Source organism: Paracoccus kondratievae, assembly GCF_009301415.1.
GTDB classification, from domain to species: Bacteria; Pseudomonadota; Alphaproteobacteria; order Rhodobacterales; family Rhodobacteraceae; genus Paracoccus; species Paracoccus kondratievae.
In genome coordinates, this window is sequence record NZ_CP045073.1 from 939,176 (window position 1) to 951,915 (window position 12,740).

The 12,740-nt window shown below is 63.5% G+C and carries 16 protein-coding genes; 8 read left to right on the forward strand and 8 right to left on the reverse strand.

Features of this window, described 5'->3' with window-relative positions:
• Positions 1 to 96 precede the first annotated feature (96 nt).
• The 3 genes from F8A10_RS15910 (at position 97) to copM (F8A10_RS15920) (ending at position 2,836) form a co-directional block, all read left to right on the forward strand.
• Positions 97 to 582, forward strand: a complete 486-nt coding sequence (locus F8A10_RS15910; protein WP_058099086.1) for a DUF411 domain-containing protein — start codon at positions 97 to 99, stop codon at positions 580 to 582.
• A 164-nt stretch (positions 583 to 746) separates the two neighbouring features.
• On the forward strand, positions 747 to 1,157 hold the full coding sequence (locus tag F8A10_RS15915) for a hypothetical protein (protein ID WP_058099087.1): 411 nt from the start codon (positions 747 to 749) through the stop codon (positions 1,155 to 1,157).
• Between the two features lie 305 nt (positions 1,158 to 1,462).
• The gene (copM, locus tag F8A10_RS15920) at positions 1,463 to 2,836 is read left to right on the forward strand and encodes a CopM family metallochaperone (protein WP_227493459.1); all 1,374 of its coding nucleotides are present in this window, start codon (positions 1,463 to 1,465) and stop codon (positions 2,834 to 2,836) included.
• Positions 2,837 to 2,962: 126 nt separating this feature from the next.
• Here copM (F8A10_RS15920) and copM (F8A10_RS15925) read toward each other — a convergent pair whose 3' ends face one another.
• Positions 2,963 to 3,367: a CopM family metallochaperone gene (gene copM, locus F8A10_RS15925; protein WP_152367875.1), complete on the reverse strand. Its 405-nt coding sequence runs from the start codon at positions 3,365 to 3,367 to the stop codon at positions 2,963 to 2,965.
• Positions 3,367 to 3,573, reverse strand: a complete 207-nt coding sequence (locus F8A10_RS15930) for a heavy-metal-associated domain-containing protein (protein WP_058099090.1) — start codon at positions 3,571 to 3,573, stop codon at positions 3,367 to 3,369. The genes copM (F8A10_RS15925) and F8A10_RS15930 overlap by 1 nt, the downstream gene beginning before the upstream one ends.
• Positions 3,574 to 3,733: 160 nt before the next feature.
• Here F8A10_RS15930 and F8A10_RS15935 point away from each other — a divergent pair, with 160 nt between their 5' ends.
• Together F8A10_RS15935 and cueR are read left to right on the forward strand one after the other, a co-directional pair.
• Positions 3,734 to 6,295, forward strand: a complete 2,562-nt coding sequence (locus F8A10_RS15935) for a heavy metal translocating P-type ATPase (RefSeq protein WP_082658172.1) — start codon at positions 3,734 to 3,736, stop codon at positions 6,293 to 6,295.
• 155 nt (positions 6,296 to 6,450) lie between these two features.
• The gene (cueR, locus tag F8A10_RS15940; RefSeq protein ID WP_058099091.1) at positions 6,451 to 6,900 is read left to right on the forward strand and encodes a Cu(I)-responsive transcriptional regulator; all 450 of its coding nucleotides are present in this window, start codon (positions 6,451 to 6,453) and stop codon (positions 6,898 to 6,900) included.
• A 27-nt stretch (positions 6,901 to 6,927) separates the two neighbouring features.
• Here the strand turns inward: cueR and F8A10_RS21515 are convergent, their stop codons facing one another.
• From F8A10_RS21515 to F8A10_RS15965, 5 genes are all read right to left on the reverse strand, one after another.
• A complete protein-coding gene (locus F8A10_RS21515; RefSeq protein WP_223191438.1) occupies positions 6,928 to 7,038 on the reverse strand; it encodes a DUF6127 family protein in 111 nt (36 codons plus the stop codon).
• Between the two features lie 373 nt (positions 7,039 to 7,411).
• A complete protein-coding gene (locus F8A10_RS15950; protein ID WP_227493460.1) occupies positions 7,412 to 7,921 on the reverse strand; it encodes a DUF2285 domain-containing protein in 510 nt (169 codons plus the stop codon).
• Complete coding sequence (locus tag F8A10_RS21520; RefSeq protein WP_082658176.1) at positions 7,875 to 8,183, reverse strand: transcriptional regulator domain-containing protein; 309 nt, start codon at positions 8,181 to 8,183, stop codon at positions 7,875 to 7,877. The genes F8A10_RS15950 and F8A10_RS21520 overlap by 47 nt, the downstream gene beginning before the upstream one ends.
• Before the next feature lie 112 nt (positions 8,184 to 8,295).
• Entirely contained in the window at positions 8,296 to 8,574 is a 279-nt protein-coding gene (locus F8A10_RS15960) for a DNA -binding domain-containing protein (RefSeq protein WP_082658173.1), read from the reverse strand.
• Positions 8,575 to 8,667: 93 nt separating this feature from the next.
• The gene (locus tag F8A10_RS15965) at positions 8,668 to 8,919 is read right to left on the reverse strand and encodes a helix-turn-helix domain-containing protein (RefSeq protein ID WP_058099093.1); all 252 of its coding nucleotides are present in this window, start codon (positions 8,917 to 8,919) and stop codon (positions 8,668 to 8,670) included.
• Positions 8,920 to 9,080: 161 nt separating this feature from the next.
• On the opposite strand from F8A10_RS15965, the gene F8A10_RS15970 reads away from it, so the two are divergent.
• Positions 9,081 to 9,293: a helix-turn-helix domain-containing protein gene (locus F8A10_RS15970; protein ID WP_227493461.1), complete on the forward strand. Its 213-nt coding sequence runs from the start codon at positions 9,081 to 9,083 to the stop codon at positions 9,291 to 9,293.
• Between the two features lie 203 nt (positions 9,294 to 9,496).
• Here the strand turns inward: F8A10_RS15970 and F8A10_RS15975 are convergent, their stop codons facing one another.
• A complete protein-coding gene (locus F8A10_RS15975) occupies positions 9,497 to 10,537 on the reverse strand; it encodes an IS110 family RNA-guided transposase (protein WP_152367877.1) in 1,041 nt (346 codons plus the stop codon).
• 291 nt (positions 10,538 to 10,828) lie between these two features.
• Between F8A10_RS15975 and F8A10_RS15980 the strand changes: the two genes are divergently transcribed.
• Both F8A10_RS15980 and F8A10_RS15985 read left to right on the forward strand, forming a co-directional pair.
• On the forward strand, positions 10,829 to 12,154 hold the full coding sequence (locus F8A10_RS15980; protein ID WP_152367878.1) for an SMODS domain-containing nucleotidyltransferase: 1,326 nt from the start codon (positions 10,829 to 10,831) through the stop codon (positions 12,152 to 12,154).
• The gene (locus F8A10_RS15985; RefSeq protein WP_152367879.1) at positions 12,144 to 12,725 is read left to right on the forward strand and encodes an SLATT domain-containing protein; all 582 of its coding nucleotides are present in this window, start codon (positions 12,144 to 12,146) and stop codon (positions 12,723 to 12,725) included. The genes F8A10_RS15980 and F8A10_RS15985 overlap by 11 nt, the downstream gene beginning before the upstream one ends.
• The last annotated feature ends 15 nt before the right edge of the window (positions 12,726 to 12,740 follow it).

Consider the following 12,740-nt stretch of genomic DNA (forward strand, 5'->3'; position numbering starts at 1 on the left):
CACCATGCCGCAGCATGCAAGCACCTGCTCACCCCTTCGTGCGTCGCGCCCGGACCGTGACGGCGAGATAATGAATCCATGAAACGAGGTTTGACGATGAGAAACGATCACCCCATCAGCCGGCGCACCGTTCTGGCCGCTGCCGGCGCGCTGCCCCTGCTGATGTCCATGCCAAGGCGGGGACATGCCGAAGCGCTGCCGCTGGTGAGCGTCAGCAAGGATCCATCCTGCGGCTGCTGCGATGGCTGGGTCGCGCATATCGAGGCCGCAGGCTTCCCGGTGAAGGTGGTAGAATCCTCCGATATGGACAGCCTCAAGCAGCGGCTCGGCGTCCCGGCCGAACTGGCCTCCTGCCACACCGCCGAGGTGGGCGGCTACGTGGTCGAGGGCCATGTGCCTGCCGCAGCCATCCGCCGCCTTCTGGCCGAGCGGCCTGACGCGACGGGGCTGGCCGTTCCCGGCATGCCGGCCGGCTCGCCCGGCATGGATTTTCCGGGCGTCGATCCCGAGCCCTATGAAGCGTTCCTGTTCGGCCCGACCGTCCGGAGCTTCGGGCGCTTTCTCGGTCCACGGGAAATCTGACACGGGGCTGCCGACATGATCGCCCGACTTGCGAATGATCCGAAACAGCACCTGGCCGAGGCGGCTTGCCTCCGTCAGCGGGGCGGTCTCGCGGCGTCGGGTGGCGGGAGACGTGAACGCGACATCGCACTGGCCCGGCGTGCCGCCGGGAAGGAAAGTGGCGCATGACCGGGCGGGTGCGAGCTGCCTTCCGGGTGAGATGCGGTCGATTGCGCCAGTTTGCGGTTTGCATCCTGCTGCTTGCCATCGGCGCCCTGGTTCTGCAGGTCCCGGTACATGCCGGCCCCGCCGGACACGCCATCCACCAGCAGCAGGTCGCCGCCACGGCAAGCCACTGCGCCCAGCCTCACCTGCCGGACGAGCATGGCGCAGATCAATCGGCAGGCTGCCTGAACGAGGACAGTGGCCAGGGTCCGGCGGACTGCTGCCAGATCTGTCTGGCCGCCGCGGTTCTCGTCGCGCCGCCGACGTTCGGCCCGTCCGTGAACGGTGAGGTTTTCACGGTTGTGCGCACTGATCCGCACGACCGATCACCCGAAGGCATCCTGAAGCCGCCACGTCTCATCGCTGCGTGATGCGCAGGGATCGCCGCGAGGACGAGAGACGTCTCCGGCCGCTCCGCGCAAACCCGAAAGACAAACGAACAGGATGGAGAGCCGCGCCCGCAAATCCGGGCCGGTGCTCCGGAACCAGAGGATGAAATCCAATGAACCGAACAGCAATCGTAATCGCCCTTACTGTCAGCCTGCTGGCAGGCCTGCCAGGCGCTGCTCTCGCGCAGGCCGGACATGACACCCATCACCCGGGAACCCCGCCCGCACAGGCGGAGCAGGCGCCCGCGCCAACGCCGCCTTCAGGCCAGATGCCCGGCATGCAAGGGATGATGCCCGAGCAGTGCCAGGCCATGACCCCGGAATGCATGGGCGCGATGCGCCAGATGATGCAGGGTGGGATGATGCAGGGGATGATGGGCGCGCCGAACGCCGGGGCGGCCCCGGTTAACGAAAGCCTTCCGGATTTCACCCGGGCCTACGTCGAATCGATGAATGAAATGCACGGACCGATGATGGACGGCGTCATGGCCGACGATCCGGATGTCGCCTTCGTCCGGGGCATGATCCCGCATCATCAGGGCGCGATCGATATGGCCCGGATCGTCCTGCAGTATGGCGACGACCCGAAGACAAGGGAGTGGGCGGAGCAGATCATCGCGGTGCAGGAAGGCGAGATCGCCGAAATGCAGGCATGGCTGGAGGCGAAGGCCGGCGAGGCACCTGCGCCCTTTGGTCAGACCGGCGGGACTGTCTGGTCCGCCAATGAAGGCGGCAATTCCATCAGCGCCATCAATCTCGCCACCGGAGCGGTCGACACGGTTTTGATCCCGATCGCGCCCCACAACGTCGACCTGACGCCTGACGGCAAGCTGCTGTTGGCCGTTGGCGATCCTGCCGTCGAAGGGGATCACGGGTCGGACGGGCATGGGCACGGCGGGGACGGTGCGGCCGAGGGTCTGTTGGTCATTCTCGATCCGCAGAACCTCTCGGCGCCCAAGGCGACCGTCGCGGTAGGCTCGCACCCGGCCCATGTGGTCGCTGACCGGCAGGGGCGCGCCTATGTCTCCTTGGCCGGCGGAGACGAGATCGCGGTCGTCGATCTCGCACGGGCCGAAGTCATCGGGCGTATCGCGACGGGGGACTATCCGCACGGCCTACGGCTCAGCCCGGATGAGACCCAGCTTTACGTGGCCAATGTCGAGGACGGGTCCGTGTCCGTCATCGACACCCAGGCGCTGTCCGAGGTCGCGCGCATTCCGATCGGGACCGCGCCGGTTCAGGTCGGGTTCACGCCCTCGGGCGATCAGGTCTATGTCTCGCTGCGCGACGAGAACCGCGTCGCCGTGATCGACACTTCAACCCGCGAGGTGACGAACAGGATCGACGTCGGGCCGAACCCGATCCAGCTCATCGCGACGCAGGATGGGAAATTCGTCTATGTCGCCAATCAGGGCACCGAGGCCGAGCCGAACGACACCGTATCCGTGATCGACACCGCAATCGGTCAGGTGGTGAAGACCATCACCACCGGCCGCGGCGCCCATGGAGTATCGGCATCGGCGGACGGGGTCTATGTGTTCGTGACCAACATCGCCGACGATACCGTGTCGATCATCGACGTGGGGAGCCAGGAAGTGGTCAAGACAGTGCCGGTTGGCGATCGCCCGAACGGCATCGTCTACGGCGGCCCGGCGCGCTGAGCGATCGGCGCCGGAGTTCGCTCCGGCGCCAGCTACCGGCCAGGCACCGAGCCGCGGTCGGTCAGAACAATAGGGCCCGCCGTCTCATTGGCGGGCCCTCGCTATCCCTTGGGGGGCGCGAGCCTGTTACTGACCGCGGGCGGCCAGCCACTCGCGCATCATGGCGATCTCGCCCTCCTGCGCCGCGATCACGTCTTCGGCGAGGGCACGGATCTGCGGGTCCTCGCCGTGTCCCAACACGACGCGCGCCATGTCGATGGCGCCCTGATGGTGCGGGATCATGCTGCGCATGAAATCCACGTCGGCGTCGCCACTGAACTCGACGGCCATCCCGGCAAGCATGCGGTCGTTTGCGGCCATGTAGGCCTGAACTGCCGGGCTGTCGGAGGCAGCCGCACCATGCGCGCCATGACCCATGTCCGAACGATCCGTGATCGTAACGCCTTCATCCACGATCTGCGATTGCGCAACGGCCAGTCCGCCCGCGGCGGCAAGCGCGGTCGCCATGAACAGAACGGACAGCTTGTTCATCAGGCGACCGTCCCCACCGGCGCGACGGGAAAGCCCGCCTCGGCCAGCGCGGCCTCGAAGGCGGCGCGGGGCTGCCCGGAGGTGACGACGACCTTGCGCTTCGGGGGATCGGCCTCGACGTTCGCTGCGGGATCAACCGTGTGAATCGCCCTGGTCACGCCGCACGCGCAGCCGCCGCAGGTCATATTTTCAATGTGGAACTGCATGAGTGCCTCCTGTGGTTCGTCTCATGCAAGGTGAGATAGGGTTTCCCATCGTTGGAAGGTCAAGAGGAAAGAATCGATCCTGACAGGTCTTGACCTTCCAGCGATGGGAACCCTTATTTCCCTTGGCGGATGATGGAATAGCTTCAAGGAGACCCCCTTCATGACCGCCCCAGCGCGAGATCGCGAGCCCGGAGCCGGCAGCATCAATCTGCCCCCGATCAGCCTGTCCATCGAGGGCATGACCTGTGCCTCATGCGTGGGCCGGGTCGAGAAGGCGCTGCGGGCCGTGCCCGGCGTCGCCTCGGCAAATGTCAACCTGGCCACCGAGCGCGCCGACATCCGTCTCAGCGCGCCGGTCGAGCGTGCCGCGCTGGTGGGTGCGGTGGAAAGCGCGGGCTATGACGTGCCCAAGCCCCAGGGTGCGGTCGAGATCGCCATCGAGGGGATGACCTGCGCCTCTTGCGTGGGCCGGGTCGAAAGGGCGCTGCAGGCGGTGCCCGGCGTTGCTTCGGCGACCGTCAACCTCGCCACCGAGCGCGCGACCGTCACGGGCCCGGCCGATGCCGGCGCGTTGCTGCGGGCCATCACCGAAACCGGCTACGAGGCGCGGCTGATCGACGGCGGCGGGGCCGATGAGGCGCAGGCCAACGCCCGCAAGGAGGCCGAGCGCGAGACGCTGCGGCGCGACCTGATCCTGGCGGCGGCGCTGACCCTGCCGGTCTTCGTCCTCGAGATGGGCAGCCACCTCATTCCCGCCGTCCATGACCTCGTCGCGGGCACCATCGGCATGCAGGCCAGTTGGTATATCCAGTTCGCGCTGACGCTGCTGGTCCTCGCCATCCCCGGCATCCGCTTCTACCAGAAGGGCCTTCCCGCCCTGTTCCGTGGCGCGCCTGACATGAACAGCCTTGTCGCGGTCGGCACGCTGGCGGCTTTCGGTTATTCACTTGTCGCCACCTTCGCCCCCGGCCTGCTGCCGGCGGGCACCGTCAACGTCTATTACGAGGCGGCAGCCGTTATCGTGACGCTGATCCTGCTCGGCCGCTATCTTGAGGCGCGCGCCAAGGGCCGCACCTCCGAGGCGATCACCCGCCTTGTTGGCCTGCAGCCCAAGACCGCGCGCGTGCGCCGGGGCGGCCGCGTCGAGGACATCGCGGTGGCCAACGTGGCTCCCGGCGATCTCGTCGAGGTCCGTCCGGGCGAGCGCGTCCCCGTGGACGGCGAGGTGGTCGAGGGCGAGAGCTGGGTGGATGAATCGATGATCACCGGCGAGCCCATCCCCGTCCAGAAGCAGGCGGGCGCTGCCGTGACCGGCGGCACCGTGAACCAGAAAGGCGCCTTCGCCTTTCGCGCCACTGCGGTCGGCGGGGACACGGTGCTGGCGCAGATCATCCGCCTGGTCGAGGAGGCGCAGGGCTCGAAACTGCCAATCCAGGCGCTGGTGGACCGCGTCACCATGTGGTTCGTCCCGGCCGTCATGGCGGTGGCGGCGCTGACCTTCGGCATCTGGTTCTTCTTCGGTCCCGACCCGGCGCTGACCTTCGCGCTGGTGAACGCCGTCGCGGTCCTGATCATCGCCTGCCCCTGTGCGATGGGCCTCGCCACGCCGACCTCGATCATGGTGGGCACCGGGCGCGGCGCCGAGATGGGCGTGCTGTTCCGCAAGGGCGAAGCGCTCCAGCTGCTGAAGGATGCCAGGGTCGTGGCGGTGGACAAGACCGGCACGCTGACGGAAGGCGCCCCCGCGCTGACCGATCTGGAACTGGCCGCCGGGTTCGAGCGGGCCGAGGTCCTGAGCCTCGTCGCCGCGGTCGAGGAGAAGTCGGAGCACCCGATCGCCCGTGCGATCGTGGACGCGGCCGCCGGGGAAGGCCTTACGCTGCCCGCCGTCTCGAACTTCGAGTCGGTGACAGGGTTCGGCGTCAGGGCCGTGGCCGGCGGCAAGCCCGTCGAGATCGGCGCAGACCGCTACATGGCCGAGCTAGGCCATGACGTGGCCGGTTTCGCCAAGATCGCCGAGCGTCTCGGCAACGAGGGCAAGTCGCCCCTCTACGCCGCGATCGACGGCAAGCTGGCGGCGATCATCGCCGTGGCCGACCCGATCAAGGAGACGACGCCGGCCGCGATCGCGGCGTTGCACGACCTCGGCCTGAAGGTTGCGATGATCACCGGCGACAACCGCCGCACGGCCGAAGCCATCGCCCGGCGGCTAGGCATCGACGAGGTCGTGGCCGAGGTGCTGCCCGAAGGCAAGGTCGAGGCCGTGCGCCGTCTCAAGACCAGTCATGGGACGCTGGCCTATGTCGGTGACGGCATCAACGACGCCCCGGCGCTGGCCGAGGCGGATGTGGGCCTTGCCATCGGCACCGGAACGGATGTGGCGATCGAGGCCGCCGACGTGGTGCTGATGTCGGGCAGCCTCAAGGGCGTGCCCAACGCCATCGCGTTGTCGCGCGCGACGATCGGCAATATCCGGCAGAACCTGTTCTGGGCCTTCGCCTACAACACCGCGCTGATCCCGGTCGCGGCGGGCGTGCTCTACCCGGCCTACGGGGTTCTGCTGTCGCCGGTCTTCGCCGCCGGGGCGATGGCGCTGTCCTCGGTCTTCGTGCTCGGCAACGCGCTCCGCCTGCGCCGCTTCACGCCGCCGATGGGGACCGATCCGACGGCCCCAGCGACCGCCAGCCCCGCCATGTCCGGCCGGCTTGCACCTGCCGAGTGATCGCCACCCGCGCCGACCGGGGCGCCAGAGTGCGTCCCGGTCATTCCCCTAGCCTGGAAGACCGTCATGACCAATATCACGCACGTCACGCACGACGTCATCTTTCCGCCAGCGGCCGTTCCGCTCATCTTCACCACCAACCAAAGGAGCCACCCATGAACATCGGACAAGCAGCCCACGCCTCGGGAGTCTCCGCCAAGATGATCCGCTACTACGAACAGACCGGCCTCATCCCTCCCGCCAACCGGACCCAATCGGGCTATCGCGACTATTCGGACACCGACGTCCACATGCTGCGCTTCATCCGTCGCGCGCGCGATCTGGGCTTCTCGGTGCCCGAGATCCAGAAGCTCCTTAACCTCTGGCGTGACGGCAGCCGGCAGAGCGGCGATGTCAAGCGCGTCGCTCTTCAGCACATCGAGGAGCTGCGGCATCGGATCGCCGAGATGGAGGACATGGTCACCACGCTCACGACGCTGGCGGACGCCTGCGCGGGCGACCACCGGCCCGACTGCCCGATCCTCTGCGACTTCGAGCAAGCGGCCCCGGAGCATCGGCCGGCACCCGCGAGGGCACCCCTGCCAGGCAGCCGCCCCTCCGTCTGACTGCGGGGCATTGTCGGCCATCGCCGCTTAATCCGGCGGCGCGGCCTCTTCGCCGTCGAGGCCGATATCCGCCAGTGCGCGTTTTGCGCCTTCTTCCGCCGTGCGCGTCAGGATCGCCTCGAACTCGGCGTCCGGCATGCGGACAAAGCCCTGATCGGAACGGGTGGTGTCATCACTTCTCCCTTCCGCCGCTCAACCGACCTTGCAGCCCCAGAACGACGTGTGATCGGCCGCGAAATACCCATCCGCCGCGCGAAAGGTGCCCTGCAACTCGACGGTGTCGCCCTGCGCGAGCGGCGCCATGGTCTGCAGCCAGAGCGCCGTCGCCTCGGAGGCGTGCGCCCCTGAAATCTCGCCCTTTGATCTCGGATTTCGGTCGATCCGTTCAGCACCAGCCGCCCGCGCATACGCGCATTGGTGCTGGAGTTGATCTTGTATAGCAGCGTGGCACCGAAGAGCCACGCGCCCGCGACGGGCGCAACGAAGTGGCTGTTGCCGGCGCAAACCCGCGCTATCGTGGGCGGCGATGACGAAGGAGTTTCCGATAACCGCCGGCGACCATTGCACGGGCATCGCGCAGGAGTGCCTTGATGGCATGACGGGCCGAGGATGCTTGCCATTCGTCCCGGTCAAGCCGGCCGGTGTTCAGAAGAACCCGCGCGATCTCCTGCTGCGTGGCACCAGCCCGATGGCCATCGAAGGCCCGCAGCATCCGTCGGAGGCGCGCGCGTTGCTGGCGTGTCATGCGTGTATCCGGCGGGATCGCGCGACCATGCAGGGCGGAAAGGAAGCGTTGAATGGCCTCGATCCGGTCGAAACCGGCGAGGCTGAGAGGGACGACGGCGACCGCGATCGCGTCCCCCTTAATGGCGCCGTCGAAGATCTGGAGCTTCTGCCCATTGCCAAGCGGGACGTGGAACTCTGCGCCAGCGTTCTCGACCGAGAAGTCGAGGCGCCAGTTCAGCGGAGCGCCGTCAGTGCTGTCGCCAAGTTCCAAAGGGACTTCGGTCAGCACCACCACACTTGTGTCCTCCGCTGGGAGCCAGAAGACCGGCGCATCGGGCGGCGGGACCAGCGGATCGACCGGGAAATCGCAACCCCCAGCGCTGCCGGATCCGTTCGGTCAGCGGTTGGGGGTCTCCTTGGTCGGCAATCGAGGCTTCAAAATCTGCGTCATAATCGTCATTGCGGCGCAGCCATTCCCAGGCCAGATCGGATGCCGTCAGTTCATCCAGATGGTCGTATTGCGCCGAAGAACGCCAGGTCGATGCGTCAGGGGTCATCGCGGCCTCCCGAATCCACTCAAACGAATAGGGAAGGCTCAAGATTCCCGCATGAGTTGCGTTTCGGAAGTCAGGCACTGGTCAACAGGTGATGCGCGGCACGCATCACGGGTCAGGTCTTGCGCTGACTTTCGCGGACCAGTTCGCGGTAGCCGTGTTCGGTCATCCAATGCGCGCGAGCGAGATGAGTATCATGGATGGAGCGGCAGCGGTCGGGATCGCACTCTGGATCGAGGCCAAAGAGAACCTGCACAGCTTCGCGCCAATCGGCGCCATCACGCTCGGCATCGAGAAGGCGCATGTAGAGCTTCATATGCTCGCGATCATAAGACGTCAGCGTCTGGCTGGACGGTGGTGTGTCGAGATATGTCTGTGTCGCGCGGCCCATCATTCGCTCACGTTCGGGTAACGTATTTGTTAACCATCTTCGGCGGAAGATAGCCATTCCTTTTGACGAGAACCTGACATCACGCCGGCCGCTATTTCACCGTTTGTCGGTGTTGGCCCCATTGTGTTGCAGCAACACGCCCTCGCCCTTGTCCGTCGACAGGAATACGATCCCGGCCGCTTCGAGAGCGCGGCGCACCTGGTCACGGGTGGACTCGAACACCTCGAGCCCGCTTTGGGATTCGAGGCGTTTGAGTGCGGTCAATGCGACCTGGGCCTTGTCGGCGAGCGTCTCCTGTGTCCATCCCAGTAACGCGCGCGCAGCCCGTGATTGGCGAGCGGTGATCATACATGATCACCTCCCACCGGGATATGCACGCACTCCAGAACTACGACTTCTCTATTCGGTCCGTGCCGAGCGCACGAGCCTCATCAGTCCTCCAATCGTCAATTACATACTATAGTTGATAAACTTAAAGTGTGTAAATTGCCATCGCTTTGCGCATGGACATGCGCAAACTGGTCGGCCGGAACTTCGCCCGCCTGCGTCGGGAGAAGGGCCTGACGCAGGAAGAGGTCGAAGCTCGTTCCGGTTTCAGCCAACAGTACCTCAGCAGTCTTGAACGCGGTCGGAGGAATCCGACCGTGATCACGCTCTACGAACTCGCCCAAGCCCTCGAGGTCAGTCATGTCGAACTGGTTGCACCCGACGACGAGACTTGATGAGCACTCCCGCGAGGATCATGCTTCTCTTCGTGGTCGGCACTCGACCGCCACAGGATGGGATCAGAGGAAGCCGGCGGGACAATCTATTATGCGACATCGCCTTGGCAGACCTTGGCGGTCAAGTCGTATTTGCGCACTCGCCGTTCCCCGTCCCCTCGCGGGGAGATGCTTCGGTCAGGTGATCCCCGGCCGAACTCGTGTCATAGGGAGGCAGGCTGTCGCCGTTCTCCCCATTCGAACTCTGTTCCGTCGATCCACATGCGATGCAGGATCACGGCGATTTTCCGCGCTAAGGCGATGATCGCCTTCTTGTGACCGCGCCGTCGCGCCACCTGCATTGCCCAAGCCTTCAACGCCGACCATCTCTTCACACGAGTCAGCAGCACTTGTGCGCCCTCGTAGAGCAGGCTGCGCATCATGGCGTCGCCCCACCGGGAGATTCTGCCGCTTCGATCGACCTCACCAGATTGCTGCTTGCGCGGCGTCAGGCCAAAATGGGCACCGACGGTCCGAGATCGCATAAAGCGCGTGGGAACATCCACCGTGGCCCGGAAGGTCAGCGCGACGAGAGGCCCCACACCTGGCACAGTCATGAACCGTCGGGTCAATTCATCCTGTCGCGCCAATTTGACCAGCAGATCATCCAATCTGCCAAACTGCTCCCGCAATCCACGCCTCGCCGCCAGAAGCGTATCCGTGACGACGTGCAGATCCGTGTCAGCGGTCAACTCGCGCACGCGCGGCTCGAAATCGCGAGCCGTGACCTTACCCAGATGATAGCCGAAGTCGCGGATCAGCCCGCGAATTTCATTCTCGACATCCTGGAGTTTGTTACGCAGCAACTGCCGGGCAGTGAGGATTGCGCGCAGACGCCGACTGGTCGGCGTTTTGACATGAACTTCCTTGAACAGCCCGACCCGCATCATCTGCGCGATACCTCGCGCATCGTGACGGTCGGTTTTGTTCATCTGCGCCGCCAAGGCGGCTTTCATATGCCGGGTTTCAACGCAGATAACAGGAAGGCCTGCTTCGGCGAGCGTGCCGAAGATGTGCTGCGATAGCATTCCAGCCTCCAGGCCAACGCGATAAACGATAAAGGGCAGTGCCAGAATGTGCTGTGCAATTTCCTCCGGCTCGGAAGTAAGCTTTGCTTCGTGAACAACCTGGCCGCTATGATCTACCACGCACAGATTCACGGTGCGCGCCGAGACATCCAGGCCAATGTAGTGATTTTCGGTCATACCGAATCCCTCCAGAATCAAGGACCGGTACTTCTCTTAGCCCAAAATTCGTGGACTTTGTAAACTACGACTATTTCAGTCGTTCTTTGCGAGAGAGCATCGCAACGCGGGGTCTTCGCACGAAAACTACCATTGTGAACTTGATCGCTACGAAGCCTTCAGTATTTTTTCTGTTGGCGGATCATGTTGCGTGGTTTGACGGATACGGTAGCAAGAGCACAAAATAGGAACATCAGCTCGTCGATTCGGAAACTACGGCGTGTATCATCCCTAGAGCCGAGAGGGGGCAAAGTGGGCATCGCGGACGACTTCAGGACTTTCCTCGACAACATCAAAGTAGATAACTCAGCAACCATCTCGCTTCGCTATGGCGAGATCACCTCCGCGCTGAACAAGCAATTTCGAGATACCGAGTCGAAAACTGCCAACAGCCTTCAGGTCGGCTCCTATGGTCGCTGGACGGCGATCAAGGGCATTTCCGATCTGGACATGATCTACATTGTCCCGGCCTCTGAGTGGGATACCTACAAGGATGGCGGACAGTACGAGCTCCTTCGCGACACCAAGGATGCGATCAAGGCGCGCTATCCATCGACAACGGTGAAGGTCGATCGGCTAGTTGTGCGGGTCCTCTATAAGGATTTCCATATTGAGGTTATGCCCGCTTTTCGGGAGGCGGATGGAAGCTACAAATATCCCGACACCGCGAACGGAGGATCATGGAAGATCACAAAGCCCCAAGCCGAACTCGATGAGATGCGGGCGGCTAATGAGCGGAAGAATCGGAATCTCCGGCGCTTGTGTAAGATGGCTCGCGCTTGGAAGAACAAGCACGGCGTGGCTATGGGCGGCCTTCTGATTGATACACTCGCCTACAATTTTCTTGAATCGACCGATGAGTACGACGAGAAAAGTTACCTCTACTACGATTATATGTGTCGAGATTTCTTCAAGTTCCTGGCTGACCAACCCAAACAGTCGGAATACGCCGCCCTCGGCAGCCGACAACGCGTACGGGTAAAGAAGAGGTTCGAGCGGAAGGCACAGAAGGCCCACGAACTCTGCCTGAAGGCTATCGAGGCGAGCGGCCAGGCGAATGAGCGCCAGAAGTGGCGTGACGTGTTCGGCAATGGCTATCCCGCTCCCGCATCCAAGTCGGAAACAGAAGCCACGCTCGCCAAAGCAGCGTTTCGTAACACCGAGGAATTTGTTGAGGATCGGTTTCCGTTGGATGTCCGGTACGAGATGCGGATCGACTGCGAGGTTACACAGAACGGCTTCCGGGCCACACGCTTGCTCGACCTTCTCGAGCGGCACGGCATCCTTCTGCGCAAGAAAAAACTTCGATTCTTCGTCGCGGACGGCGCCGATCTTCCCGATGACGTCGACATCTATTGGAAAGTGTTGAATCGAGGAGACGAAGCTGAGCGGCGCGACATGATCCGCGGCCAAATTATCCGTGACGATGGCAATTGGGAACAGCGTGAAAGCACCGACTTCCGGGGAAACCACCTTGTGGAATGCTATGCGGTCCTGAATGGTGTTGTCGTCGCGCGAGATGACATCCTCGTTCCCATTAGCGCACAGAGCGCTGAAGTAGGCGACCATGCAGCTTGACTATGACATCACCCTTGAGGATCAAATCCGCGAGTGCTTCGGTCGGGTGGTCTATACACACAAGACGCACGAGAGGATGGCCGAAAACTGCACTAAAAAACTCAATCGGTTTAAGGTTGGACAGATCGTCCTCACCGCAGCGACGAGCACGGGCGCTGTTGGTGTAGTTGTAACGAATGAGACGTGGCTCGAGGTCGCAACGGTTCTGGTGTCATTCCTGACGCTCTTCGTGACAACCTACCTCAAGAACTTCGATTTGGGCGCAACCGCGCAGAAACACCGCGATGCCGCGGCGAAACTGTGGAACGTCCGCGAGTGTTACCTTTCGCTCCTCACGGATCTGCCGGCCCTTGACCGGCAGGCGGCCGTTGAGCGTCGTGACGAGTTGCAGACTATGCTCGCCGCACTCTATCAATCTGCGCCACAAACGGATGGCAAAGCCTACGTTGAGGCTCAGAAGCGTCTTCAGAAAATGGAAGACATGACGTTCAGCGCTGACGAGATAGATTGTTTTCTACCGTTATCACTAAAACGTTCAGGCGGACGACCGAAGACCGGTGAAGGAACATGAGCGCGTGCCCCTTTC

What these genes read in the sequence shown, in the direction of transcription:
- F8A10_RS15910 (WP_058099086.1), top strand. Translation starts at nt 97, where the DNA reads ATGAGAAACGATCACCCCATCAGCCGGCGCACCGTTCTGGCCGCTGCC.
- F8A10_RS15915 (WP_058099087.1), top strand. Translation starts at nt 747, where the DNA reads ATGACCGGGCGGGTGCGAGCTGCCTTCCGGGTGAGATGCGGTCGATTG.
- copM (WP_227493459.1), top strand. Translation starts at nt 1,463, where the DNA reads ATGATGCCCGAGCAGTGCCAGGCCATGACCCCGGAATGCATGGGCGCG.
- copM (WP_152367875.1), bottom strand. Translation starts at nt 3,367, where the DNA reads ATGAACAAGCTGTCCGTTCTGTTCATGGCGACCGCGCTTGCCGCCGCG.
- F8A10_RS15930 (WP_058099090.1), bottom strand. Translation starts at nt 3,573, where the DNA reads ATGCAGTTCCACATTGAAAATATGACCTGCGGCGGCTGCGCGTGCGGC.
- F8A10_RS15935 (WP_082658172.1), top strand. Translation starts at nt 3,734, where the DNA reads ATGACCGCCCCAGCGCGAGATCGCGAGCCCGGAGCCGGCAGCATCAAT.
- cueR (WP_058099091.1), top strand. Translation starts at nt 6,451, where the DNA reads ATGAACATCGGACAAGCAGCCCACGCCTCGGGAGTCTCCGCCAAGATG.
- F8A10_RS21515 (WP_223191438.1), bottom strand. Translation starts at nt 7,038, where the DNA reads ATGCCGGACGCCGAGTTCGAGGCGATCCTGACGCGCACGGCGGAAGAA.
- F8A10_RS21520 (WP_082658176.1), bottom strand. Translation starts at nt 8,183, where the DNA reads ATGACCCCTGACGCATCGACCTGGCGTTCTTCGGCGCAATACGACCAT.
- F8A10_RS15960 (WP_082658173.1), bottom strand. Translation starts at nt 8,574, where the DNA reads ATGATGGGCCGCGCGACACAGACATATCTCGACACACCACCGTCCAGC.
- F8A10_RS15965 (WP_058099093.1), bottom strand. Translation starts at nt 8,919, where the DNA reads ATGATCACCGCTCGCCAATCACGGGCTGCGCGCGCGTTACTGGGATGG.
- F8A10_RS15970 (WP_227493461.1), top strand. Translation starts at nt 9,081, where the DNA reads ATGCGCAAACTGGTCGGCCGGAACTTCGCCCGCCTGCGTCGGGAGAAG.
- F8A10_RS15975 (WP_152367877.1), bottom strand. Translation starts at nt 10,537, where the DNA reads ATGACCGAAAATCACTACATTGGCCTGGATGTCTCGGCGCGCACCGTG.
- F8A10_RS15985 (WP_152367879.1), top strand. Translation starts at nt 12,144, where the DNA reads ATGCAGCTTGACTATGACATCACCCTTGAGGATCAAATCCGCGAGTGC.